This window comes from Bradyrhizobium sp. USDA 4541 (genome assembly GCF_024171085.1).
In the GTDB taxonomy this organism is placed as follows: domain Bacteria; phylum Pseudomonadota; class Alphaproteobacteria; order Rhizobiales; family Xanthobacteraceae; genus Bradyrhizobium; species Bradyrhizobium australafricanum.
Window position 1 is genome coordinate 1,882,873 of the sequence record NZ_JALJZF010000001.1, and the last position, 25,723, is coordinate 1,908,595.

Genomic DNA, 25,723 nt, shown 5'->3' on the forward strand with positions numbered 1-25,723 from the left:
TCGCTGCTGACGGGACCGTTGTCACGAATCGGACATGTCCAAGCGGACATCATGAGGCGATTGAAGTTTGCGACGGAAGCGCGGATCCCATCCATCTGAGGCAAGCCTGCCGGAACGCTTCGGCAGGCGTTGTGTAGTCGATACGGTGCCCGGTCAGACGATCAGGTCATGGTGCAGCTGGGCGTGGTTGTCGGTCGGCGTGCCGCCCATGGCGGCAAACGTCGCCTCATGGCCGACCCACCATGGGGTGCCGGCATTGGCGTGCCCGCTGAACAGATCGGACCAGGTCTGGGTGTTCGCGGCCGGGTCCGCGTGGCTCGTGCTGGCCTGCGACGGCGTCTGGGTGAACGACGAGAAGTCGAAGCCGTCGCGGTTCAGAGTCGAGGATGTGTTGCTCTGCATGGGCATCGCCTTCGCCGATCCCACGTTGGCCTGCGTGACATCCGCGGCGGTTGGGAGCCGCCGCTCGCCGTCGGCGAGACTGATATACATCAGGTCGTTGACATCGGATGACGACGTCAGGTCGGGGAGGCCGAGCACGTGTCCCAACTCATGGACCACGGCGGTCAATAGATCGAAATGACCGGCTGCGGCCGTCGACGAATCGGTCTGCAGATCGGAGCCGGAAGCATTGAGCGCGTGGGGGAACTCAAAATTGTCAAACGGTGTCGAATCGACGAACCAGCCATGGCCGGCGGCATCGGCATCGATCGTAATGTGGCCGGCGCTTTCCAGGCCGACCACCTGGCCGGCGAGATCAGCGACGCTGAAGGTGACGGCATGCAGCGCGGCCAGTTGATCCGCGTCCACGCCAGCCTTTGCCCATTGGGTAATGGCCGCCGAGACGACCGAGTCGAGCTGGCTTTGCGTCAGGTGGGTTTCACCCGGGGTCGCGACGGCGGCCTGCACGCCGCCATCCGCGGCGAGCAGCGGCGACGAGCCGAAGCCGTTGGTGCTGCCCGCCGTGACGCTGATGGTCGGCGCCGTGGTGACCGTATTGTGCGCCAGGACGTAGCTCGAGATTGCGGCGGTATCGGTCGCGCCGCCGCCATAGGACGAGCCGTCGCCCGCGTGCAGGCCGACGGTGGTGGCAAACCGATCGCGCAGCCGGATGTCGGTGCCGGTCGCGCCCGAACCGAGGAACTGATTTTCCTGGGCGCCGGTGCCGCCCAGCGTCAACGAGACGCTCTGCGCATCGCCCGCGACCGTGCCGGCATTAAGTTCGAAGCCATGAGCGCCGAACGCACCCGGGTTGGACACCGTGTTGCCCATGACGATCGCGGTCAATAGGGCGTTGCCGCCGTTCGCAGCGTCACCGGTCTGCAGTTCGATTCCGTCGTTGTTGTACTGATACAGATGATTGTTGGTGATCGTGACGCTGGAATTGGCCCCGCCCATCGTGACGAAGCCGATGTCACTGCCCTGGGCGGAGCCGCTGTTGGCGACGCCGGCGACGCCGATCGTGTTGGAATCGATCGTGCCGTTGAACGAGCTTGCTCCTGATCCCGTGCTGATGCCGAGCGCGGTGCCGAGGGCATCACGCATGGTATTGTTGGCGATGTTGAAGGTCAGGTTGGCGTGGTCGCCGGTCCCGCCGGAGCTGATGGTGATGCCGCCGCCGCCCGAGACGATATTCTGGTTGTTGTTCGAGAAACTGTTTCCGTTCAGCACGAGGTCCGAGTTGACGCCGCCGTGCAGATCGAGCTGGAACAGGTCGCCGCGCGCCGACGTGAATGTCGAATTCTGCACGGTCGCGTTGAATGTTCCGTCGGTGGCCTGGAACACCAGGGCATCGCCCGAGCTGTTTCCGGTCGCCGAATTGGTCGCGAAGGTCGAGCCGGTAATGGTGATGCGGTTGAGTGTCTGACCGCTGTTGTTGAAGACGTGGAACGCATCGAGCGCTGCGCCCGTGAAGGTCGAATTCGTTACCGACGCCGTGCCGGACAGGCCGGTGAAGTAGACGTCGCCCTCGCCGATGCCGCCGACGTTGGTGCCGTTGGTGCCGGTCACCGTGGTGTTGCCGAGGGCAAAGCCGGTGACGCTGGTGCCGACGATGCCGTAGTTCTGGAAGTCGTGCATCGCCAGGTAGGAGAGCTGAACGTCCTTGGTGTTGTTCAGATAGACGCCGCTGCCCTGCGTGGTGCTGCCGTCGGCGCCGGTCTTGTTGGCGATGGTGCCGCCGCTGCCCGCCGTCGAACCGTCGCCGGTGATGTGCAGGCCGCCATTGCCGGCGGCCGTGCCGGTATTCGACAGGATGATGCCGTTGTTGGACCCACCGCTCGAGGTGATGCTCTTGAGGATGAGGTTGGACGAGCCGATCTGGGTGTTCTCGACATCGAGCGCGGTGCCGGTGCCTGACGTGATGGAGTTGTTGGTGCCGGTCAGCGTGATGGTGCCGCCATGGGTGAAGCTCATGCCGGTGCCGCTGGCAGTCTTGACCGTGATGTCGGACATCGTGACGGTGCCGACATTGTTGTTGTCGTCGCTGATGCCCATGCCGGTCGAGGCCGAGGTGTCGATGCTGACGCCGCTGATGCTGTGGCCCGAGGTGCCGAGCAGGTCGATGCCGTTGTCGGCGCCGGTCACCTTGATCACCGGATCGGTGCCGGTCGCAGTGTTGGCGGTCACCACGGCGCCGGTCACCGGATTGGTGAACGTCAGGGAGTGACTGCCGCCGACCAGGTTGACGCCATTGGCGAGGTTGATGCCGTTGGCCTCGGTATAGGTGCCGGACCTCAGCACGACATAGTCGCCAGAGCCGGCCGGATTCGCCGCGTTGTAGGCGGCGATCGAGGTGTATGGATCGGCCGCGGTGCCGAGATTGGCGCTGTTGGCCAGCGCCGTGGGCGAGTTGTCGATATAGAACACCTGCGGGACGACGCCGACGTGGAAGGTCTGGGCGCCCGACGTGAGCGGCCCGCCGGTGCCGGTGTTGCCGTTGTCGTTGATGTTCAGCGTGACGGTATCCGAGCCGGTGAAGCCGTCGTCGCTGTTGTATGTCAAGGTCGCCAGCGCGGTGTTGACCTGTGCGACGGTGCCGGTCAGCGTCACCGTGTGGCTGCTGTTGTTGGTGGAGCTGGCGAGCCCGGCGGTATTGAAGGTCAGGTTCGCATGGCTTGAGGCAATCGTCGCCGTGACGTTGCCGCTGGCGGCATCGATGTCGGCGACCGAAAGTCCTGAAATCGCGAAGTCGGTGTGCGAGAATGCCGTGCCGATCGAATTGTCCGCCGGCACCGACGCGGTGGGTCCGTCGTCCACCGCGGTGACGCTTCCCGTCGTCGATCCCGTCCCGGTGTTGCTGCCGCCATTCGCGGTACCGCCGTCATCGTGCACAGTCAGGCTGTAGGAGCGCGCGGCGGTGTCGGGGTTTTCGCTGGTGTTGTTGAACTGGATCAGGTCCAGCGCCGCATTGTAGTGCGCAAGCGTGTCGGTACCGGTGAAGCTGATCGTTTCGGTACCGGCGGTGCTGGTGATCTCGAAGTGGATGCCGCCGATATCGCCGCTGTTGCCGGCGTGGCCTGCGATCGACAGCGCATCCGACGGCTTCAGATTGTTCAGAACGAAGGTCGCATCGGTCAGGTTATTGCCTTCGGCGTCCGTGATCGTCAGGTTCGGCGTGATCGTGACCGGCGTCGAGTTCGCTGCCGGCGTGCCGTTCGGCGGCTCGGAGAAGCCGGTGATGGCACCGAAGCTCACGACCGGCGCATCGTTGACCGGCGCGACGTGGATGGTCGAGGTCGAGGTGTTGCTGCTGTCGGTGCCGTCGGTGACCGTAAAGCTGACGGTGCGATCCGCCCCGGATGGGTTGTCGCTCGAGTTGAAATAGGTGATGGAATCGAGCGCGGCCTTGTAGTTGGCGACGCTGGCGGAGCCGGTCAGCGTCAGCACGCCGGTCCCGGAATTGTACGAGCCGGTGATGCCGTTCTGGTTGACGAAGCCCAGCACGTCCTGGCCGGCGGCGAAGCCGCCGGTGATCTGCACCGTCGCGCCGGTCAGATTGGCGCTGTCGACGTCGGTCACGTTGACCGACGCATCGATCACGGTCGCGGCCTGGTTTTCGGTGTAGTTCAGCGTGCCGCCGGCGGTCGTGACCGGCGGATCGTTGACCGGCGTGACGTTGATGGTGCCGGTGACCGGCGTGGAGGTCGCCGTGCCGTCGTTTGCGATGATCGTGACGGTGCGCGCCAGGCCCGACGGGTTGTCGCTGGTGTTCTGATAGGTCACCGAGGCGAGCGCCGCCTGATAATCGGCGACGCTGGCGGTGCCTGTCAGCGTCAGCATGCCGGTTCCCGCATTGAACGAGCCGGTGATGCCGTTCTGGGACGTAAAGGCGAGGACGTCCTGACCGTTCGCGTAGTTGCCGGTGATCTGCACCGTCGCGCCGGTCAGCGTGGTGTTGTCGACGTCGGACACGATGATCGCCGGGTCGAACGCGGTCGCGGCCTGGTTCTCGGTGTAATTGAGGGTGTGACCGGCGGTGACGACGGGCGGGTCGTTGACCGGGGTGACGTTGATGGTGTCGGTGACCGGCGAGCTGTCGAGCGTGCCGTCATTGGTCGTGATGGTGACGGTGCGCGCCAGCCCGGACGGATTGTCGCTGCTGTTGATGTAAGTCACCGACGCCAGCGCGGCCTGGTAGTTCGCGACGCTGGAGGAGCCGGTCAGCGTCAGCGTTCCGGTCGCGGCATTGAACGAGCCGGTGATGCCGTTCTGGTTGGTGAAGCCGAGGACATCCTGGCCGCTGGCATAGTTGCCGGTGATCTGCACCGTCGCGGACACCAGATTGGCGTCATCGCCGTCGGTGACGGTGATCGCCGAATCGATCACGGTCGCGGCCTGGTTCTCGGTGTAGTTCAGCGTGTGGCCGGCGGTGACGACCGGCGCCTGGTCGACCACGACGGCGATGGTGAAGGTCTGCTGGCTGTGCAGCGTACCGTCGCTCGCATCGACCGTGACGTCATAGGACGGGTCGGCAATGTTGATCTTGCTGGGATCGGCGACCGTGATCTTGCCGGTGGTCGCATCGATGGTGAAGCCGCCGCCGGAAGTGTCGCCGACCAGCGAATAGGTCACGGCGGGGCCGTTGACGTCCGTCGAGGATGCCGTGACGCTGGTTCCCGCGCCGACCGGTGCGTTGACCGCAACGCGGTTGGCGCCGGCGTTGGCATCGACCGGGGTCGACGGCGCGACGTCGGTGACGGCGATGGTGAAGGTCTGCGAACTCGTGAGCAAACCGTCGCTGGCCTGCGCGGTGACGGTGTAGGCGTGTCCGGCCGGGCTTTCGTAATCGATCTTGGAGCTGTCCGCGACGGTGATGACGCCCGTCGTCGCATTGATGGTGAAGCCGCCGCCGGAGGTGTCGCCGATCAGCGACCAGGTCACGGCCGGGCCGTTGACGTCGGTTGCCGCCGCGGTGATGCCGACGGTCGAGCCGTTGGCAGCGTCTTCGGCGATCGTGTTGGTGCCGGCGTCGGCATCGACCGGGGTCGACGGTGCGGCGTCGTTGACGGCGATGGTGAAGCTCTGCGAGCTCGCCAGCGTGCCGTCGCTGGCCTGCGCGGTCACCGTGTAGGAATGGGTCGGGCCGCTGCCCTCATAATCGATCTTGGTCGGGTCGGCGACGGTGATGACGCCGGTCGTCGGGTCGATGGTGAAGCCGCCGCCGGAGGTGTCGCCGATCAACGACCAGGTCACGGCCGGGCCGTTGACGTCGGTCGCGTGCGCGGTGATGCCGACCGCAGTGCCGGCAGCCGCGCCTTCGACAACGATGTTGGCGGCGGCGTCGCCGTCGACCGGCGTCGACGGCGCAACATCCGCAATGTTGATGGTGAAGGTCTGCGAGCTCGCCAGCGTGCCGTCGCTGGCTTGCGTGGTGACGGTGTAGCTGCCGCCCGAGCTTTCGAAATCGAGCTTGCTCGAATCGGCGACCGTGACGACGCCGGTTGCGGCATTGATGGTGAAGCCGCCGCCGGAGCTGTCGCCGATCAGCGAATAGGTCACGGCCGGACCGTTGATGTCGGTCGCCGACGCGGTGATGCCGACGGTCGAGCCGTTGGCTGCGCCTTCAATGACGGTGTTGGCGCCGGCGTCGGAGTCGACCGGGGTCGACGGCGCGACGTCGGTGACGGCGATCGTAAAGGTTTGCGAGCTCGCCGTCGTGCCGTCGCTGGCCTGCGCGGTGACGGTGTAGGAATGGGTCGGACCGCTGCTCTCGTAATCGAGCTTGGTGCCATCCGCGACGGTGATGACGCCGGTTGTCGCGTCGATGGTGAAGCCGCCGCCGGAGGTGTCGCCGATCAGCGAATAGGTCACGGGCGGGCCGTTGACGTCGATCGACGACGCCGTGACACCGACGGTCGAGCCGTTGGCCGCGCCTTCGGCGATCGCATTGGCGCTGGCGTCGCTGTCGACCGGGGTCGACGGCGGGGCTTCGGTGACGGCGATGGTGAAGGTCTGCGAGGTCGCAAGGGTGCCGTCGCTGGCCTGCGCGGTGACGGTATAGGCGTGGCCGGGCGCGCTTTCGTAATCGAGCTTGCTCGGGTCGGCGACGGTGATGACGCCCGTTGTCGCGTTGATGGTGAAGCCGCCGCCGGAAGTGTCGCCGGTCAGCGAATAGGTTACCGCCGGGCCGTTGATGTCGGTCGAGGATGCGGTGACGCCGACCGTGGTGCCGACGGCCGCGCCTTCGACGACGGTATTCGCGGCAGCATTGCTGTCGACCGGGGCCGCCGGCGCAACGTCGGTGACGTTGACGGTAAAGGTCTGCGTGCTGGTCTGCGTGCCGTCGCTGGCCTGCGCGGTGATCGTGTAGGCGTGGCCGGGCGCGGTTTCGAAATCGACCTTGGTGGGATCGGCGACGGTGACGACGCCGGTCGCGGCGTTGATGGTGAGGCCGTGGGCATCGCCGACCAGCGAATAGGTCACGGTGCCGCCATTGATGTCGGTGGCGTGCGCGGTGATGCCGACGGCGGTGCCGATGGCGGCGCCTTCGACCACTGTGTTGGTCGCGGCGTCAGAGTCGGTGGGAGCCGACGGCGGGGCGTCGGTCACGCCGATCGTGAAGGTTTGCGTCGTCGTGGTCGCGCCACTCGTCGCCTGCACCGTGATGGTGTAGGCGTGGCCCGGCGCGCTCTCGTAATCGAGCTTGTTCGGATCGGCGACGGTGACGACACCCGTCGTGGCATTGATGGTGAAGCCGCCGCCGGAGGTGTCGCCGGTCAGCGAATAGGTGGTTGCGGGGCCGTTCGGATCGACCGCGGAGGCGGTGATGCCGACCAGCGTATTGACGGCAGCGCCTTCGACGACGCTATTGGCGGCGGCATTAATGTCGACCGGGGTGCTGACCGCCACGTCGTTGACGTTGATCGTGAAGCTCTGCGAGCTGACGCCGCCATGGCCGTCGCTGGCCTGGACCGTGATGGTGTAGGCGTGGCCCGGCGCGGTCTCGAAGTCGATCTTGGCGGAATTGGCGACGGTGACGATGCCGGTGGTGGGATCGATCTTGAAGCCGCCATTGGAGGAATCCGATGTCAGTGAGTAGGTGACGCCGGGGCCGTTGACGTCGGCCGACGACGCGGTGATGCCGACCGAGGTGTTGACCGCGGCGCCCTCGTTGACGGCGTTGGCGGTGGCGTTGCCGTCGGTCGGTGTCGAGGGCGGCGCATTGCTGACCGCGATCGTGAAGCTCTGCGACGAGACGAAGATACCGTCGGTCGCCTGCACATTGACAACGTAGCTGCCGCCGGAGCTCTCGAAATCGACCTTGGAGGGATCGGCAATCGACACGACGCCGGTATTCGGATCGACCTTGAAGCCGCCATGCGAGGAATCGGACGCCAGCGAATAGGTGACCGGAAGACCGATCAGGCTGGTGGATTGCGCGGTGATGCCGACCGATGTATTGGCTGCGGCGCCCTCAACAACCGTGTTGGCGCCGGCATTGGCGTCGGTCGGAGGCGACAGGAAGCCGGGCACGGGCGGCCACGGCGTGCCGGGAGGACAACCCAGGTAAAGATATTGCAGACCATACGTATTGACGAACGCCTGCGCGGCCGGATCCAGAATGATATTGCCGCTCGGATCGAGATGAAGCTCGGGGCGGGTTAAACCACCGATTGTATAGGCAGGTATGGTCGTCATGAGCACTCCCGCGATCGGCGTGAAAGCCGATCAACTAACTACAATTTTTGGGGACGACGAGGTGTGAAGCAGTTCACACGTTGAGGTTGACTACTTGCGATCCGGGATCGCACCGGTCTGCTCGCAATATGCGGACACCGCGACGGTTGCGGAGTCCCGACATCAGCAAGTTCAAATGCGCTTGCCATTACGTAATCGCTTCCACTCACTCACGCCGCGAGAAAAGCCCAATGAATGTTCGAGAAAAGCGCGGCGGCCAAGAAAATTTACCGGTTGGCAACCACGACCGTATTGTCGATGCTTCCGAGTGTCAATGTGTGTCCACGTGACACCGCGCCGTTAACCACGATTCGGCCATGCAGCGGGAGGTAGAGTGCTGGAACTCGACCATTTTTAATCTTGTGCGACCCCCGGTGGTTTCTGCGCCGCAGGCGGAATTGTCGTTGTGTGACGAACATGTGTCGGTGATTCGCCTTGGGATTGATTCCCGGCAAGCCGTCTGTGATCTCTCCTCACCCGAAAGGCCAGTGAATCTGTCCCTTCCTGTCGTCACGGCTTCGCGATCACGTCGTAAGGCTTTCAGATTGCGCAACTATTCGCTTGATCCGGCGGCCATCTTGAACAGACTGGGGAGCGGCTACATCTGTGACGTCCGCTGCCGCGACATTGCGGTGGTCCATCCGCGTTGAATCACCGCAAGTTTAATTGCGACTTTCGTAGCCCTGCACTGATCCTTGGGGAGAGGGAATTGAGTTCGATTGACAGAACGGGGCGTGTGGCTCCGGTGACCGGCGTCGAGCGTCATTCGCTCCGCCGCCATGCCTCACGCGGCCTGTCGCTCAGGCCTTGGCTTGGCCTTGCGCCGATCGGGCTGCTGGCGGCGCTGGCGCTCGGCGGCTGCGACAACAAGAGCGCGCAATCGCAGGCCGCGCCTCCGCCGCCACCTGTGACCGTCGCGCAGCCGGTCAAGCGCACCGTCACCGACTGGGACGAGTTCACCGGCCGCTTCGAGGCGATCGAGGAGGTTCAGGTCCGCGCCCGTGTCGGCGGCTTCGTCAACAGCGTCGAGTTCAAGGATGGTGCGATCGTCCACGCCGGCGATCTGCTCTACATTATCGACCCGCGGCCGTTCGAGGCGGTCGTGCTGCAGGCCGAAGGCCAGCTGGCCGACGCGCGCGCCAAGGGGGAGCTTGCCAAGCGCGATCTCGAGCGCGGGCTGAACCTCGTGCAGACCAGCGCGGTCTCGGAGCAAGTCGTCGATCAGCGCCGTCAGGCGTTGCAGGCGGCACGCGCCGCCGAGACCCAGGCCGAAGGCACGCTGAAGGCCGCGCAGCTCAATGTCGAATTCACCCATGTGCTGGCGCCGATCACCGGCCGCGTCAGCCGGCATCTGGTCACTCCGGGCAATCTCGTGCAGGGCAGCGAGGGCGGCGCGACGCTGCTGACCTCGATCGTGTCGCTCGATCCGATCTACATCTATTTCGACGTCGACGAGGCGACCTATCAGCGCAACAGCAAGCTGTGGTTCGAAGGCAGGCGGCCGAGCTCGCGCGACACCGCGAACCCGGTGCAGGTGACGCTGACCGGCGAGACCAAGCCCTCGCATGAAGGCAAGATGGACTTCCTCGACAACCGGCTCGACGTCTCGACCGCGACGCTGCGCAGCCGCGCGATCATTCCGAACAAGGATCTGTCGGTCCTGCCCGGCCAGTTCGGCCGCGTCCGTATCATCGGCTCCTCGCCCTATGAGGCGCTGTTGATCCCGGACAGCGCTGTTGCCACCGACCAGTCGCGCAAGATCGTGTTCGTGGTCAAGGACGACAACACGGTGGAAGCAAGAGCGGTCACGCTCGGGCCGCTCGACGATGGCTTGCGCGTCGTCCGCGAAGGCCTCAAGGCGGAGGATCACGTGATCGTCGACGGCCTGCAGCGCGCCCGCGTCGGCGCCAAGGTGACGCCGAAGATGGCGCAGGCTCCGGCGGATTCCAAGCCCGCCGCAGGCGACAAGCCCGCGGCCGCTGACAAGCCCGCCTCAGGTGCCAAACCATGAATCTCGGCAGGCTCTCCATCAACCAGCCCATCCTCGCGATGGTGCTGTCGATCGTGCTGCTGATCGTCGGCGCGATCGCCTATCCGACGCTGCCGGTCTCGGAATATCCGCAAGTGGTGCCGCCGACCGTCGTCGTCACCACGCAATATCCGGGCGCCTCGGCGCAGACCGTGTCCGACACCGTCGCCGCGCCGATCGAGCAGGAGATCAACGGCGTCGAGGACATGCTGTATCTCTACAGCCAGGCGACGTCGAACGGCCAGCTCACCATCACAGCGACCTTCAAGCTCGGCACCGACCTCGACAAGGCCCAGGTGCTGGTGCAGAACCGCGTCGCGATCGCGCAGCCGCGGCTGCCCGAAGAGGTGCAGCGCAACGGCGTGACCACGCGCAAGAACTCGCCCGACATCCTGATGGTCGTGTTCATGCTGTCGCCCGATGACACGTTCGACCAGCTCTACATCTCCAACTACGCGCTGCTGCAGGTCCGCGACCAGCTGTTGCGGCTCGATGGCGTCGGCGACATCCAGATGTTCGGCGCGCGCGATTACTCGATGCGGCTGTGGCTCGATCCCGACCGGATCGCCAATCTCGGTCTGACCTCGACCGAGGTGCTGGCGGCGATCCGGGCGCAGAACCTGCAAATCGCCGGCGGCCAGATCGCCGAGCCGCCGATCGCCGATCGCGCATTCCAGCCGAACCTCGTCTTCACCGGCCGCCTCAAGGACATCAGGCAGTTCGAGGACATCGTGGTGAAGGCCGGCTCCGACGGCCGCACGGTACGTCTGCGCGACGTCGCCCGCGTCGAGCTCGGCGCGCTGTCCTACGCCACCAACAGCTTCCTGCTGCGCAAATCCGCGGTCGCCCTGCTGGTGACGCAACGGCCCGGATCGAACGCGCTCGCCACCGCCAAGAGCATCTCCGACACGATGGAGCGGATGAAGGCGAGTTTCCCGAAGGGGCTCGACTACAATATCGGCTACAACCCGACCGAATTCATCGCCCAATCGGTCCACGAGCTGATCAAGACGATCTACGAGGCCATGGCGCTCGTCGTCATCGTGGTGCTGGTGTTCCTGCAGGGATGGCGGCCTGCGATCATCCCGATCATCGCGATCCCGGTGTCGCTGGTCGGCACCTTCGCGGTGATGGCGGCGCTCGGCTTCTCGATCAACAATCTGACGCTGTTCGGCCTCGTGCTGGCGGTCGGCATCGTGGTCGACGACGCCATCGTGGTGGTCGAAAATGTCGAGCGGCATCTCGAGCACGGCATGAGCAGGCGCGACGCTGCGCTCAAGACCATGGAGGAGGTCGGCGGCGCGCTGGTCTCGATCGCGCTCGTGCTGTGCGCGGTGTTCGTGCCGACCGCCTTCCTCGGCGGCATTTCCGGGCAGTTCTTCCAGCAATTTGCGGTGACGATCGCGGTCGCGACCGCGATCTCCTGCTTCTGCTCGCTGACGCTGTCGCCGGCGCTGGCCTCGCAGATCCTGGTGCCGCATGAGGCGAAACGCCCGCCGGCGCGCTGGAACATCATCGCGCGCGGCTGGGACAGCTTCACCGCGCTGTTCAACCGCGTGTTTGACCGGCTCGCGCACGGCTATGCATCGGTGGCCGACTTCGTGATCCGGCATACGGTGGTGATGCTTGCGCTCTACCTCGTACTTATCGGCAGCGCCGGCTGGCTCCTCGCGACCACCTCGCAGGGCTTCATTCCGGCGCAGGACCGCGGCTACGTCATCATCTCGGCGCAGCTGCCGGGCGCCGCGTCGCTGGCGCGGACCACCGCTGTTGTGCGCGAGATCGAGCGGATTGCGCTGGATACGCCGGGCATCGTTCGCGTCGCGGCTTTCGCCGGCTTCTCCGGTGCGACGCGCACGCAGCAGGGTAACGCCGCGGCGCTGTTCCCGGTATTCGACGAGCCGGAGGCGCGCCTGAAGAAGGGGCTGACGGCGAACGCGATCACGGCCGAATTGCGCAAGCGTCTGTCGGTGATCCAGGGCGCCTTCATCATCGTCATTCCGCCGCCGGCCGTGCCCGGCATCGGCACCGGTGGTGGCTTCACCATCCGCGTCCAGGACCGGCAGGGGCGCGGACCCGAACTGCTGGCTTCCGCGACCGATGAACTGGTGACAGCCGCGCGCAAATCACCGTCTCTCACGTCGGTGTTCTCGCCGTTCACCGCGAACACGCCGCAGCTGTTCGTCGACATTGATCGCGTCAAGGCGCAGAAGCTCGGGGTGCCGATCGCCAACATTAATGACACGATCCAGACCTATTTTGGTTCGACCTATGTCAACGACTTCAACCTGTTCGGCCGCACCTATCACGTTACCGCGCAAGCCGATCTGCCGTTCCGGAAAGACAGCCCCGATCTCGCAAGGCTGCGCACCCGCAACGTCGCCGGCGACATGGTGATGCTCGGCAGCATCGTGGACTTCAAGGACGTCTCGGGGCCCGACCGCGTCGCGCGCTACAATCTTTACTCGGCGTCCGAACTGCAGGGTGAGCCGGCACCGGGCGTGAGCTCGACGACGGCGCTCAACACCATCAAGCAGCTCGCCGACCAGACATTGCCGAGCGGCTTTTCCTTCGAGTGGACCGACCTGTCCTACCAGCAGGTCACCGGCGCCAATGCCGGCCTCTACGTGTTCCCGATCTGCGTGCTGTTCGTCTATCTGGTGCTGGCCGCGCAATATGGCAGCTGGACCTTGCCGTTCGCGGTGATCCTGATCGTGCCGATGTGCCTGTTCGCGGCCACGATCGGCGTGCGCCTGATGGGCCAGGACGTCAACATCCTGACCCAGATCGGCTTCGTGGTGCTGGTGGGGCTGGCCGCCAAGAACGCGATCCTGATCGTCGAATTTGCACGCGACATCGAGCTCGAGGGGAGGTCGCGGCTGAACGCGGTGATCGAGGCCTGCCGGCTCCGTCTGCGGCCGATCCTGATGACCTCGTTCGCCTTCATCCTCGGCGTGCTGCCGCTGGTGGTATCGACCGGTTCGGGCTCGGAGATGCGGCAGGCGGTCGGCGTTGCCGTGTTCTTCGGCATGCTCGGCGTCACCCTGTTCGGCCTGATCTTCACGCCGATCTTCTACATGGTGGTGCGCAACCTCGCGGAAGGAAAGAACGAGGGCAAGCCGGCCGAGCCCAAGGCAACCGTGGCGGGTTGAGGGCGGCACCCAACGTTCCGCAGCAGCAAGTCCTTCCCCGTCATCCTGAGGAGCCTGCGAAGCAGGCGTCTCGAAGGATGCACGGCCACCGGCCGGGCCGTCGACCCTTCGAGACGCGCGTTCCGCGCTCCTCAGGGTGACGGGAAGCTAGCAAGTGCTGTCGACGCAGCCCATACTTTTGGCTGAGCGGAAAGAGATGGGCAGGCGTGGGGTTATAAAATAATGTCGCGCCGATTTTCCTGATAGAAACTGCTGGGAGAGCATAGAATGAAGTCCGGATTTTTGGCCGCAGTCGCGGCCTGCAGCCTGATGCTTGCGGCGCCGGCGATGGCCCAGGGCGTCAAGATCGGCATCCTGAACGATCAGTCCGGCGTCTATGCCGACTACGGCGGCAAATATTCGCTCGAAGCCGCGCGGATGGCGGTCGAGGATTTCGGCGGCGAGGTGCTGGGACAGAAGATCGAGATCGTTACCGCCGACCATCAGAACAAGCCGGATCTTGCGACCGCGATCGCGCGGCGCTGGTACGAGGTCGAGAACGTCGACATGATCACCGAGCTCACGACGTCGTCGGTCGCGCTCGCGGTGCAGGAGCTGTCGAAGGAAAAGAAGAAGATCGACATCGTGGTCGGCGCGGCGACCTCCCGTATCACCGGCGATGCCTGCACGCCCTACAGCTTCCACTGGGCCTATGACACCCGCGCGCTCGCCGTCGGAACCGGCGGTGCGCTGACGGAAGCTGGCGGCAACACCTGGTTCTTCCTGACCGCCGACTACGCCTTCGGCTACGCGCTGGAGAAGGACACCAGCGACATCGTCACCTCGAAGGGCGGCAAGGTGGTCGGCTCGGTCCGCGTGCCGCTCAATTCGTCGGACTTCTCGTCCTTCCTGCTGCAGGCGCAGAGCTCGAAGGCCAAGATCATCGGGCTCGCCAACGCCGGACTCGACACCACCAACTCGATCAAGCAGGCGGCCGAGTTCGGCATCGTGCGCGGCGGCCAGAAGCTTGCCGGCCTGTTGATGACGCTGTCGGAGGTGCACGGTCTCGGGCTCGAGGCGGCGCAGGGTCTCGTGCTCACCGAGGGCTTCTACTGGGACCACGACGACGCCTCGCGCGCCTTTAGCGAGCGCTTCTTCAAGCGCACCAGCCGGATGCCGAGCATGATCCATGCCGGCACCTATTCGGCGACGCTGAGCTATTTGAAGGCTGTGAAGGCCGCCGGCACCAAGGACAGCGAGGCGGTCGCCGCCAAGCTGAAGGAGCTGCCGGTCGATGACGCCTTCGCCAAGGGCAAGGTGCTCGCGAACGGCCGCATGGTGCACGACCTCTATCTGTTCGAGGTCAAGAAGCCCTCGGAGTCGAAGAAGCCGTGGGACTATTACAAGCAGATCGCCGTGGTGCCCGGCGACAAGGCCTTCTTCACCGCCAAGGAAAGCGGCTGCCCGCTGACCAAGTGAGGCGAATATCCACGGGTGGTGTCGTCCTGGCGAAAGCCAGGACCCATTACCCAGATTGGATGTTGTTGCACCACGCTGTGGCCATCAGATTGCCCATAACCACGCTCTGTGGTTATGGGTCCTGGCTTTCGCCAGGACGACGGTAGTGGTTATGGCGCGACCGCGCCTTCAATGCGCCAGCCGCCACACCGCGCCGCCGATCGCGCCAACCCAGAGGATGACGCAGGCGAGCGCCTGGATGGCGAAGCCGGGGCTGCGTTTCGCCACCGCTTCGCGATAGCCGATGAAATAGACGATGCGGCCGATCACCCAGATCGTGCCGACCGCCGCCGCGGCGGCATCGCCGACATAGACCGCGAACAGCCAGAGCGACGGCAGGAAGATCGGCATCCATTCCAGCGTGTTCATCTGGATGCGGTAGATGCGCTCGAAATCCGGATTTCCCGTGATCGCCGGCAGCTTGACCCCGTAGACCGCGCGGGCGCGGGCGACCTGCAGCGCGAAGAAGAAGTGCAGCGCGACCGCAAGGCAGGTGACGATGGCGGTGTAGTGGTACATGTCAGGCGTGTCCTCTTTCCATTGGCCCCGATGTCATGACGGGACAGCGAAGCCCGGTGTGACATGCGGCCTTGCTTTACCTCTCCTCGCGCGCGGGGAGAGGTCGGAACGCATCGTCAGATGCGTTCCGGGTGAGGGGGGACCTCGGCGAGACCAACTGTCACCGAGTACGCGGAGACGGCCCCTCACCCCAACCCTCTCCCCGTAAGAACGGGGCGAGGGAGCACAGTTATGCCGCGGCCCCATTCGGACCAATTCCGTCACGTCCTAGTACCCCGTCATCTCAAGATAGCCGATTCCGGCGTGGCTGCCTGAGAAGCGGATCGGGCCTTCCCAATAGGGGAAGCTGGTTCCCATCCAGCTCCGTGCATTGAGCGGCGTGGTCTCGATGGCGAGGCCGCGTGCGGGCAGGCTGACGCGCCATGACGTCGGCAGCTTGCGGCCGTCGATCTCGGTGATTGTGACAGGCACGATGCTGTTGCCGCCGGCGGCGATCTCGGCCGAGCGGCCGTCCGGCGTGATCCAGTTGCCGAACAGGTTTTCGCGGCCGTCCTTCTGGCGCAGCCGGTACAGCATCAGCTTCTCGTCGCCGGGCAGATGCAGCGAGAACCAGTCCCAGCCGGTCTGATCGGCCGCCAATGGCTGGCTGCTCCATTCGCGATCCATCCACGCCGAGCCCGTGACGTCGACCGGTCTGTCGTCGATTACGATGCGGCCGGACGCCTTGTAGAACGGCTGGCTGTAGTAATAGGAGGCTTGCCCGCGATCCGACTTGCGGCTGTAGCCGCGGTCGCCCTGCAGCACCAGCGCGCGGTCGGCCTCGAGCCGCAGCGCGGTGCTGAAGTCGGCGGCGGAGGCCTTGAGCTCGAGCGGTGCGACGCGCTGAGCATCGAACGCGTCGCGCCCGCGCAGCTCCCAGGCGTCGATCCAGGCGCGGAACGGCGTGGCTTCGACCGCGGCCTGCCCGACGCCGCCGCGGGCAAAGGTTTCGCTGAAGCGGTGCGTGCCGGCGCTGGTCACGGCGGCGTGGCCCATCCAGAGCTGCTGATTGGCCCAGCCCTCGGCCGGTCCGCCCGCTTTCATCGCCTGGCGGAACAGCGTCCATTGCGCGCCATAGGCCGCGCCGCTCGTGTCGGACAGGTTGGCGGTCACGTACCACCATTCGATCCGGAATTCCGGATGCGGGCCGTGGTCCGCGGGGAACGTGAATGGCTTGCCCGGCGTGACGGCGGCAAATCCTTCCGCGGTCTCGCCGAGCCCGGCGAAGCCCTGCGCGAACGTCTTGCCGCCGAGCGCCAGCCCCAGCGCACCGCCGGCAAAGGCGCGACGAGTGATGGTGCCGCTAGCGCTCATTGACAAAGATCCTGATCAGGCTGGCGGGCTGCATGCGCGCCAGCCTCGCGACCGGAAGCGCCGCGGCACAGAATGCGGCGGCCAGCGCCACCGCGAGCAGCTCGATCAGCTGCAGCGGGAAAATGTGGAACGGCAGCCGCCAGCCGAACGCCTTGACGTTGACGATCGCAAGCAGGCACCACGCCACCAGCAGGCCGAGCGGCAGCGCAAACAGCGCGGTGATCAGCGCGACCGCCATGGTCTTCAACAGTTCGAGCGCGGCGAGCCGCCGCCGGGTCAGGCCGATCGCCCACAGCGGCGCCAGCTGCGGCAGCCGCGAATTGGCCAGCGTGAGCAGGCTGGTCAAAAGCGCAATGCCGGCGACGCCGAGCGTGAAGGCGTTGAGCGCGGCGGTCACCGAGAAGGTGCGGTTGAAGACCCGCTTCGATTCCGTTTTCATCCTGGCCTGGTCGGCGATGTTGCGATCATCGAGACCGAATTTCTCCTGTAGCGCGGTGATCAGCGGTGCGATCTTATCCGGTGCCACGCGGAGGCCCATCCGTGTCATTGGTGTCTGCGGGAAGCGCCGGGTCAGCGCGGCGAAGTTGACCGCGATCTGGCCCTTGGGGTTGCCGTAATCGGCATAGATGCCGACGATCTCGAGCGGCCAGTTGCCGCCGGGGGCGGGTACCTCGATATGATCGCCGATCGCCAGCTTCATCCGCCGCGACAGCTGCTCGCTGACGAGGCAGGTGTCGCCGGGCCGCAGCCGAACCCACGCATTTGCGACGCTTTCGAGCAACGGCCAGCTGTCGTGATAGGTGGCGTGGTCGGGCAGGCCGAGCACCTCGATCGGCGCGCCGTCGAGCTGGGTGTCGGCGCGGCCGCCGGGCAGGATGGCCTGAACCTCGGGCCGATCGCGCAGCCAGGCCTTGATCTCCTTTGCCTGCTGATCGCTGGCGGCGCTGATGTAAACGTCGGCGGCGAGCCTTCCGTCGAGCCAGACCAGGAAGGTGCGGTTGAAACTTTCCACCATGGTGCCGACGCCGACATTGACCGCGAGCGCAAGCAGCAGCGCCATCAGCGCCAGCGACAGTCCCGACAATTGCTGGCGGCTGTCGGCCCAGAACCAGATGCCGACCGGCGCCCGCGCGCTGCGCTGCCCGAAGGCCAGCGCAATCTGCAGGACCATCGGCAGGATCAGCGCCGCGCCGAGCATCAGCGCGGCGAGCACGGCAAAGCCCGCGATCAGGGAATCGCCGAACCAGATCAGGCCCGCGGCGACCGCGAACACCGCGAGTGCCGCCGCGCTCTGGAGCAGCAGCCAGCGCCGCTGCGCCTGCTGCCAGGCCTGCGGCTGCGCCGTCGCCAGCACCGGCATCCGGATCGCCTTGGCAAGGCTCGCGGCCGCCGCGGCGAGCGCGCCCAGAATGCTGATGGCGATGCCGGCGAACCACCAGACGGGTTTGAGCGAAAGCTGTCCGGGAATCTGCGCGCCATAGAGCCCGCGCAGCGAGGCCGCGACATCCGGCAGCAAGGCAGCCGCGATGAAGTAGCCGCAGACGAGGCCGATGAGGCCGGCGACCAGCGCCAGTGACACCAGCTCGATCACCAGCACGGTGTTGAGCATTCGCGCCGAGACGCCGCAGGCGCGCAGCGTGCGCAGCATCGGCAGCCGCTGCTCGAAGGCGAGGCCGATCGCGGAGTTGACGATGAACAGGCCGACGAAGAACGACAGCAGGCCGAACGCGGTGAGGTTGAGATGAAAGCTGTCGGTGAGGCGTTCGAGGTCGCTCTCCGCGCTCGGCTCGACCAGGCGGAGCTTGTCACCCGCCACGTTTTCGAACGCTGTGTGCGGCGCTTTGGACGTGCCGACCAGCAGGCGGGAGATCTGGCCGGGCATCTTCAAGATGTCCTGCGCGATGCCGATATCGACGATCAGCGCGCCGGGCGCGAGCTCGGCCTGCACGCGCAGCGGCGGCAAGCTCGTGCCGTTGGCCTCTGGCCGCTCGCCTTCCTTGAGGCCGAGATCGCGCAGTGTTTCGCCCGCCACCAGCATTTCGCCCGGCGGCGTGACGAAGGATTGCAGGCTGCCGCGTCCGACCGTCGGCGCGTTGCCGACCTCGGACGGCAGCGTCACCGGCTCGATACCGAGCAGGCGGAAGCTGCGCCCGTCGATCTGGACCCGGCCCTCCAGCATCGGCGACACCGGCCAGCCGGCACGGCGCAGATCGACGAACAATGCTTGCGGGAAGGTCGCGCTGTCCCTGGCGACCAGCATTGCAGTCCGCGACCCGCCGAAGGTCGCGGCGGCGCGGTCATAAGCGATGCGCGCCTGCTGGTTCAGCGCCTGCACGCCGCTCCACAGCGCGGTGGCCGAGATCAGTCCGATCAAGAGCGTTGCGAGCTGCATCGGATGCCGCCGCCAGTGGCTGAGCAGCACCGCGAGGATCCACAGCGCGCGCCTCATGCGACGATCCCGGCATGCAGGGTGACCTGGCGGTCGAGCGTCGCGGCGAGCCGCGCGCTGTGCGTGACCATCAGGAAGCCGCAGCCGGTGCGGGTCACCAGATCGCGTGCCAACGCCAGCACCTCGTCGGCGGTGTCCTCGTCGAGATTGCCGGTCGGCTCGTCGGCGAGCAGCAACAGCGGCTTTGGCGCCAGCGCGCGGCCGATCGCGACGCGCTGCTGCTGGCCGCCGGACAGTTGCTCGGGATAGCGCTTCAGCAGCTGCTTCAGCCCAAGGCGCTCGACCAGTTCGTCGTGCCAGACGGCGTCATGCCGTCCGGCGATGCGCGACTGAAACACGAGATTGTCCGCGACCGTCAGGCTCGGGATCAAATTGAACTGCTGGAACACGAGGCCGAGCCGGTTGCGGCGCAATTCGGCACGACCGGCGTCGCTGAGGTGGGAGACGACGGTGTCGGCGAGAGCGATCTCGCCGCTATCGGCGGCATCGAGCCCCGCGATCAGATGCAGCAGCGTGCTCTTGCCGCTGCCGGATTCGCCTGATAGCGCCACGCTCTCGCCGGTCGCAACGGCAAGGTCGACGCCGCGCAGCACAGCGACGTCTTCGCCGGCAGAACGGTAACTCTTGGTCAGGCCGGTGACGCGAAGCACCGCGGCGGTCTGGTCAGATGAAGCGATGGCTGGGCCTCATTGCGGCTTCTGGTATTTCAGGACGAACTCGTCGATCGGCACCGGTGCCTTGAAGACGGGAATGTCCTTGGGGTCCTCCGCATGATGCAGGAAATCGCCCTCGGCCACCAGCTTGAAGCCCGCCGCCTCGATCTCCTGCTTCAAGGTGCTCTCCTCGATCCGGTGCAGCGTCTTGGCGACACCGGTGCCTGCGCCCGTCTTGGCCGAGTGATCCGCGATCACGAGCAAGCCGCCCGGCTTGAGCGCGGCGAACATCTTCTTGTTCATCGCGGCGCGGTCGACAGGCAGATAGGTGATGTCGTGATAGAAAAAGAAGAAGGTGATCATGTCGAGGTCCTTGACCTCGGGCGGGATCGGGTCGTCATAGTCCCGCACCACATGGACCACGTTCTTCATCGCCGGCGCCTTGGCGCGGGTGTCGAACTTGTCCTTGACGAAGCGCTCGAGCACGGTCGCGGAATCCTGTGCGTAGACCTTGCCCGACGGGGCGACGGTGCGCGCCAACAGTTCGGTGCTGTAGCCGGCGCTCGCCGCCATGTCGAGGATCGTCATACCCGGCTTGACGCCGGCAAAGGTGAGCATCTTGGCCGGCTGCCGGCGCTGGTCGACCTGGCGATCCGCATCGCTGCGATCGGGTGCGGCGACGATCGCGGCGTAGTCGGGATTGGCGGCGTCTTCCGCGCGGACTTGAGGCGCGGCAAGCAGCGCGGCGGACATAAGTGCAGCGCAAGCGGTGGCACGTAGGATCAATCTGTTCATGAAATAACCCCGGGCTTTTCGTTGGCCCTGAACATAGCAGTCGGGACATGACAGTTCACCGCTCCACTGGCGCGACCGACGCGATCGTGATCGGGCCGTTAGAAGCGCTCCGGGGCGCACAACCCCGAGGAAATGCGGTGTTGCGTTGCACGGCGAGGCGTGGCTAGCATCGCCGGACGGGGCCGATTTACGAAGCCAAAACGAAACGACGGGGAGCCGGACATGACGACGCAAGCGACGTCCAAGAGGACGTCAGAGGGGCTGTCAAAGGGGACGCCGAAGGGCGCCTGGCAAATCACCTTCCTTCTATTCCTGTTCATGGTGGTGAACTTTGCCGACAAGATCGTGGTCGGGCTCGCCGGCGTGCCGATCAAGAAGGAAATGGGCCTCACCCAGGAGCAGTTCGGCGATCTCGGCTCGTCATTCTTCCTCTTGTTCTCGATCTCGGCGATCGTGGTCGGCTTCATCGTCAACCGCGTCGCCACTCGCTGGGTGCTGCTGATCCTGGCGGTGATCTGGTCGCTGGCGCAGTTTCCGATGGTCGGCACCGTCAGCTTCACGACGCTGGTGATCTGCCGCATCATCCTCGGCGCCGGCGAGGGGCCGGCGTTCTCGGTCGCGGCGCACGCGATCTACAAATGGTTTCCGGACGAGAAACGCACGCTGCCGACCGCGATCCTGTCGCAGGGCTCCGCGTTCGGCGTGATCCTCGCGGTGCCCGCGCTGAACTGGATCATCGTCAATCACAGCTGGCATCACGCCTTCGGCGCGCTCGGCATCGTCGGCCTGATCTGGGCGGTCGCCTGGTTCGCGCTCGGCAAGGAAGGGCCGCTGGTGTCGACGTCTGCCGTGACGGCCGACGAGCCGCGGATTCCGTATTGGAAGCTGTTGACCTCGCGCACCTTCATCGGCTGCGTGGTGGCAACCTTCGGCGCCTATTGGGCGCTGTCGCTCGGGCTCACCTGGTTCACGTCCTTCATCATCGAGGGGCTCGGCTTCTCGCAGCACCAGGCCGGCTTCGTCTCGATCCTGCCCTGGATCTTCGGCGCGACGATCGTGCTGCTGACCGGCTGGATCTCGCAGCTGATGCTGACGCGCGGCTTCACCACCCGCGGTGCGCGCGGCGTGCTCGGCTCGGTGCCGCTGATCTTCGGCGGCGCCATCCTTGCGATGCTGCCCTATGCGCCGCCCGGCGGGATCATGATCGCGCTGCTGGTGATCGGCTCCGGCCTGTGCGGCTCGATCTACGTGGTGTGCCCGCCGATGCTCGGCGAGTTCACGCCGGTGTCGCAGCGCGGCGCGATCATCGCGATCTACGGCGCGCTCTACACGATCTCGGGCATCCTGGCGCCGATGGTGATGGGCAATGTGATCCAGCACGCGGCAACGCCGATGGCCGGTTACATGTCCGGCTTCACCATCAACGCGGCGATCATGGCCGGCTCCGGCCTGCTCGGATTGCTGCTGCTGTGGCCGAACAGCGAGCGGGCGCGGCTGACCGGCACGTCGCAGCCGGCAGGCACGATCAAAGGCGCGATGTCGCCGACGTAAGGGGCGCACCTCTGGCAACTCGCTCCACTTCGCCTCTCCCCTTGTGGGAGAGGCCGGATTTCGCGCGTCAGCGGGAAATCCGGGTGAGGGGTCTGCCTCCGCGAGCTCCGTCCCTCGAGAGACCGCAACCCCTCACCCGGATCGCATTGCGCTCCGCTGCATGCGATCCGGCCTCTCCCACAAGGGGAGAGGCGGGAGTCCTGTAGCCCGGATCGCTGCGTCTCTCAATTCATCCCCTGCGCGCCGCGGACGAGCTTGCCCGGGCGTGCGCCGGTGGCCTTGCCCTCGCGCTGGGTCACGATGCCCGACACGATGGTGGCGTCATAGCCGTCGACCTGCTGCAGGAGGCGGCGGCCGCCGACCGGCAGGTCGTAATGCACCTTCGGAGGGTGCAAATGCAGCCGGTCGTAATCGATCACGTTGACGTCGGCCTTGAAGCCAGGAGCGATCACCCCGCGATCACACAGACCGACCGACAGCGCGGTCTTGCGTGACTGCGCCGCGACCACGAACGGGATCGAGAGCTTCTCGCCGCGGCTGCGGTCGCGCGTCCAGTGCGTCAAGAGATAGGTCGGGAAGCTGGCATCGCAGATGATGCCGCAATGCGCGCCGCCGTCGGACAGGCCGGGCACGGCACTGGGCTCGCGCAGCATCTCATGCACGGCGTCGAGATTGCCGTCGGCGTAATTCAGGAACGGCACATAGAGCATGCCGCGACCCTCGTCGGTCAGCATCGCGTCATAGGCAAGCTCTTCCGGCTGACGGCCCTGGCGCCGCGCCTGCGGCCCGAGAGCGTTTTCCGGCGGCTGCTCATAGTTCGGCGGATTACCCAAGAGATACATCTTGTCGTAGTTCGGCCGGAAGAACAGCGGATCGTCGGTCGCCGTCGCGCTCTCGCTCAGGATCGTCGCGCGCACCTCGGGTCGGCGCAGATGCGCGAGCCGCTCGGCCAGCGGCAATTTGGCGATCTCGCGATAGCTCGGATGGGTCTGGAACGGGTTGCGCGACAATTCGAGCCCGAGCAGCAGCCCGACCGGCCGCGCCGCGATCTGGGTCGTGATCGACAGGCCGCGGGCGGCGGCTTCGTTGATGGTGTCCATGGTCTGCCGCCAACGCCGCGGCGCCTTGTCGGCCTGGGCGACCGAGAACGAGATCGGACACCTTGTGTTCTCGGCGACCCGCAGCATCATCGGCAGGTCCTCGTGCACGGTGCTCTGGTCGAGCACGAATTGCAGCACGCTGCGGCCGACGCCGTGCATCGCGCCGGCGATCGCGGTCAGTTCATCCTCGCCGGCTTTCAGCGTCGGCGTGTAGTCGCCGGTCGAGGTGCGGTGATTGAGCGTGCGCGAGGTCGAGAAACCCAGCGCGCCCGCCCGCACTGCGTCGCCGGCGAGCGCCGCCATCGCCTTGTTGTCCTCGGCCGTTGCCGGATCGCGGCGCGCGCCGCGCTCGCCCATCACATAGACCCGCAGCGCGGCATGCGGCAGCTGTGCGCCGATGTCCATGTCGAAATTGCGCTTCGACAGCCACTCCATGTAGTCGGGGAAGCTCTCCCACGCCCAGGGAATGCCGGCGGAGAGTACCGGCTCCGGAATGTCCTCGACGCCTTCCATCAGCTGGATCAGCCTGGTGTGGTCGCTCGGCCGGCACGGCGCGAAGCCGACGCCGCAATTGCCCATGATCGCCGTGGTGACGCCGTTCTGCGACGACGGCGTGATGTCCTGGCTCCAGGTCACCTGGCCGTCGTAATGGGTGTGGACGTCGACGAAGCCGGGCGCCACCAGCTTGCCGCGGGCGTCGATCTCTTCCTTGCCCTTTGCCGAGACCTTGCCGACTTCGGTGATCTTGCCGCCTGTGATCGCGACATCGGCTTCATAGAGATCGCCGCCCTTGCCGTCGGCGATGGTGCCGCCGCGGATCACGAGGTCTGGGGTCGAGGTCATGGCATTTCATCCCGAGGCTGTTTTTGGTTGACGGCATCATGGGTCAGCCCCTGATGCTGTCAACCAGCGCCGATGAAGCTCTGGGATGCGCTGATGCTGATTTGCCAGCTGGGATCGAACGTAGCCGCCCGGCGGAAATTTGTTCCTCGACGGCAGGCGGCGCTGCGCTCCCTCTCCCCGTACTTACGGGGAGAGGGGTGGGGTGAGGGGCTGTCTCCGCATAAGCGGTGATAGCTGCGTTTGCGGAGGCTCCCCCTCACCCGGAACCCATCTAACGATGCGTTCCGACCTCTCCCCGCGTGCGGCAGGGGTGTCCGGGGAAATTCAGGCATAGCGGAGCTCCATCTGGTCAGGTGAGATGGTTGATTTCCGACGGCCGGGGTTGATGGGCGGAGGTTTGTCGATGGCAGCGAGGGATCGACGCGTGAGCAGGAGCTGGCCGACGAGTTCGGCGAACCTGAGCGGGAGCATTTTGATGCAGTTGGTGTGAGCGGCGATGCGCAGCAGCAGGTAGGCAATCATCGCAGCGAGCACCTGAAGGCGGATCGCGTTGTCGTTGGCGCCGAGGAACTTGCGAATATCGAGATGCTGCTTGATCCAGCGGAACAGCAGCTCGATTTGCCATCGGCTCTTGTAGAGGGCGGCGATCTCGACGGCGCTACGGGCAAGGTCGTTGGTCAGGAGTGTGATCTTGCCGCCTTTCTCGCGTCTGATCTTGATGCGGCGGAGCGGGATTGGAAGGCGCGAATCGCCCTTGCTGGTGAGCTTCACCTCGTCATCGGCAAGGATTTCGAAGCCATCCCCGTTACGCTTGCGGATGGCGCGATGCCTGAGCGAGCGAAGACGGATGCTCGTCTTCGCCCGGGTAACGAACAAAGCCTTGCTATCATTGATCTTCTGCCACCAGTCGAAACGGCAATAGCCCTTGTCAAACACATAGGTGGTGGCGGGCTGGATTGGGGTCTGTCGGCCGATCTCGATGTCATTGACGTTCGCGGCCGTCATCTCGACGCAGGTCGGGACATCGCTCCTTGGGTCGTAGACGACATGCAGCTTCATGCCGCGGATGCGGCCGTTCCACGTCGCCCAACTGCAGACCTTGCCGAGCGGGATCGGACTGGCGTCGATCAGACGCACCATCTCCATGCCTTCACTCCGCAGCTGGCGACGCGCCATCGCCGACAGCGCCGCAAAGGTTTGCGCGAAAATGCCGATCGGACGGCGGGCATTGGCATCGGACAACGTCGAGCGCGACAGCTTGCCGGTTCCCAAGTGATAGTGATGCTGCGAATTGGCGTTGAAGCCAGTCACCACCCCGCGCAGACTGCTGTTGCCGCTAAGCTGGGCATAGATCAGCGCCACCAGATGATCCCAGCTCCTGAACGACTTGTCGTAGGCATCCCCGTCCAGACGATCCACAACCGTCTGAAACTGCCGTCGATTGATCGGTTCAAGCAGCCTTCCAAAAATGCTACCGCGATATCGCATGCTCGGCCCTCTGTGTCTCGACAACCAGAAAAGACCGATTTGCCTCGGTCCTGCCGAGCATGCACCGCGACACAGTGAATCATTCCCCGGACACCCCTGCCGCACGCGGGGCGAGG

The 25,723-nt window shown here is 65.6% G+C and carries 12 protein-coding genes; 4 read left to right on the forward strand and 8 right to left on the reverse strand.

Features of this window, described 5'->3' with window-relative positions:
- Positions 1 to 153: 153 nt before the first annotated feature.
- Positions 154 to 8,139, reverse strand: a complete 7,986-nt coding sequence (locus J2R80_RS08765; protein ID WP_253638369.1) for a cadherin domain-containing protein — start codon at positions 8,137 to 8,139, stop codon at positions 154 to 156.
- An 832-nt stretch (positions 8,140 to 8,971) separates the two neighbouring features.
- Between J2R80_RS08765 and J2R80_RS08770 the strand changes: the two genes are divergently transcribed.
- From J2R80_RS08770 to J2R80_RS08780, 3 genes are all read left to right on the forward strand, one after another.
- Positions 8,972 to 10,189, forward strand: coding sequence for an efflux RND transporter periplasmic adaptor subunit (locus J2R80_RS08770; RefSeq protein WP_233475753.1), 1,218 nt, complete (start codon positions 8,972 to 8,974; stop codon positions 10,187 to 10,189).
- The gene (locus J2R80_RS08775) at positions 10,186 to 13,359 is read left to right on the forward strand and encodes an efflux RND transporter permease subunit (protein ID WP_253638370.1); all 3,174 of its coding nucleotides are present in this window, start codon (positions 10,186 to 10,188) and stop codon (positions 13,357 to 13,359) included. The genes J2R80_RS08770 and J2R80_RS08775 overlap by 4 nt, the downstream gene beginning before the upstream one ends.
- Positions 13,360 to 13,626: 267 nt before the next feature.
- Complete coding sequence (locus J2R80_RS08780; protein ID WP_057021219.1) at positions 13,627 to 14,817, forward strand: ABC transporter substrate-binding protein; 1,191 nt, start codon at positions 13,627 to 13,629, stop codon at positions 14,815 to 14,817.
- A gap of 168 nt (positions 14,818 to 14,985) precedes the next feature.
- Here the strand turns inward: J2R80_RS08780 and J2R80_RS08785 are convergent, their stop codons facing one another.
- The 5 genes from J2R80_RS08785 to J2R80_RS08805 form a co-directional block, all read right to left on the reverse strand.
- Positions 14,986 to 15,375 (reverse strand): MAPEG family protein, encoded by a 390-nt coding sequence (locus J2R80_RS08785; RefSeq protein ID WP_253638371.1) that lies wholly within the window; start codon positions 15,373 to 15,375, stop codon positions 14,986 to 14,988.
- Positions 15,376 to 15,642: 267 nt separating this feature from the next.
- On the reverse strand, positions 15,643 to 16,728 hold the full coding sequence (locus J2R80_RS08790; protein WP_253638372.1) for a lipocalin-like domain-containing protein: 1,086 nt from the start codon (positions 16,726 to 16,728) through the stop codon (positions 15,643 to 15,645).
- Positions 16,718 to 19,177 (reverse strand): ABC transporter permease, encoded by a 2,460-nt coding sequence (locus J2R80_RS08795; protein WP_253638373.1) that lies wholly within the window; start codon positions 19,175 to 19,177, stop codon positions 16,718 to 16,720. The genes J2R80_RS08790 and J2R80_RS08795 overlap by 11 nt, the downstream gene beginning before the upstream one ends.
- Entirely contained in the window at positions 19,174 to 19,827 is a 654-nt protein-coding gene (locus tag J2R80_RS08800; protein WP_253638374.1) for an ABC transporter ATP-binding protein, read from the reverse strand. The genes J2R80_RS08795 and J2R80_RS08800 overlap by 4 nt, the downstream gene beginning before the upstream one ends.
- 36 nt (positions 19,828 to 19,863) lie before the next feature.
- Positions 19,864 to 20,625: a class I SAM-dependent methyltransferase gene (locus tag J2R80_RS08805; RefSeq protein ID WP_057021224.1), complete on the reverse strand. Its 762-nt coding sequence runs from the start codon at positions 20,623 to 20,625 to the stop codon at positions 19,864 to 19,866.
- Between the two features lie 222 nt (positions 20,626 to 20,847).
- On the opposite strand from J2R80_RS08805, the gene J2R80_RS08810 reads away from it, so the two are divergent.
- Positions 20,848 to 22,176, forward strand: coding sequence for an MFS transporter (locus J2R80_RS08810; RefSeq protein WP_253638375.1), 1,329 nt, complete (start codon positions 20,848 to 20,850; stop codon positions 22,174 to 22,176).
- A 224-nt stretch (positions 22,177 to 22,400) separates the two neighbouring features.
- Here J2R80_RS08810 and J2R80_RS08815 read toward each other — a convergent pair whose 3' ends face one another.
- On the reverse strand, positions 22,401 to 24,119 hold the full coding sequence (locus tag J2R80_RS08815) for an amidohydrolase family protein (protein ID WP_253638376.1): 1,719 nt from the start codon (positions 24,117 to 24,119) through the stop codon (positions 22,401 to 22,403).
- Between the two features lie 324 nt (positions 24,120 to 24,443).
- Complete coding sequence (locus J2R80_RS08820; RefSeq protein WP_253588621.1) at positions 24,444 to 25,607, reverse strand: IS4 family transposase; 1,164 nt, start codon at positions 25,605 to 25,607, stop codon at positions 24,444 to 24,446.
- Positions 25,608 to 25,723 lie beyond the last annotated feature (116 nt).

What these genes read in the sequence shown, in the direction of transcription:
- J2R80_RS08820 (WP_253588621.1), bottom strand. Translation starts at nt 25,607, where the DNA reads ATGCGATATCGCGGTAGCATTTTTGGAAGGCTGCTTGAACCGATCAAT.
- J2R80_RS08790 (WP_253638372.1), bottom strand. Translation starts at nt 16,728, where the DNA reads ATGAGCGCTAGCGGCACCATCACTCGTCGCGCCTTTGCCGGCGGTGCG.
- J2R80_RS08780 (WP_057021219.1), top strand. Translation starts at nt 13,627, where the DNA reads ATGAAGTCCGGATTTTTGGCCGCAGTCGCGGCCTGCAGCCTGATGCTT.
- J2R80_RS08815 (WP_253638376.1), bottom strand. Translation starts at nt 24,119, where the DNA reads ATGACCTCGACCCCAGACCTCGTGATCCGCGGCGGCACCATCGCCGAC.
- J2R80_RS08765 (WP_253638369.1), bottom strand. Translation starts at nt 8,139, where the DNA reads ATGACGACCATACCTGCCTATACAATCGGTGGTTTAACCCGCCCCGAG.
- J2R80_RS08775 (WP_253638370.1), top strand. Translation starts at nt 10,186, where the DNA reads ATGAATCTCGGCAGGCTCTCCATCAACCAGCCCATCCTCGCGATGGTG.
- J2R80_RS08795 (WP_253638373.1), bottom strand. Translation starts at nt 19,177, where the DNA reads ATGAGGCGCGCGCTGTGGATCCTCGCGGTGCTGCTCAGCCACTGGCGG.
- J2R80_RS08805 (WP_057021224.1), bottom strand. Translation starts at nt 20,625, where the DNA reads ATGAACAGATTGATCCTACGTGCCACCGCTTGCGCTGCACTTATGTCC.
- J2R80_RS08785 (WP_253638371.1), bottom strand. Translation starts at nt 15,375, where the DNA reads ATGTACCACTACACCGCCATCGTCACCTGCCTTGCGGTCGCGCTGCAC.
- J2R80_RS08810 (WP_253638375.1), top strand. Translation starts at nt 20,848, where the DNA reads ATGACGACGCAAGCGACGTCCAAGAGGACGTCAGAGGGGCTGTCAAAG.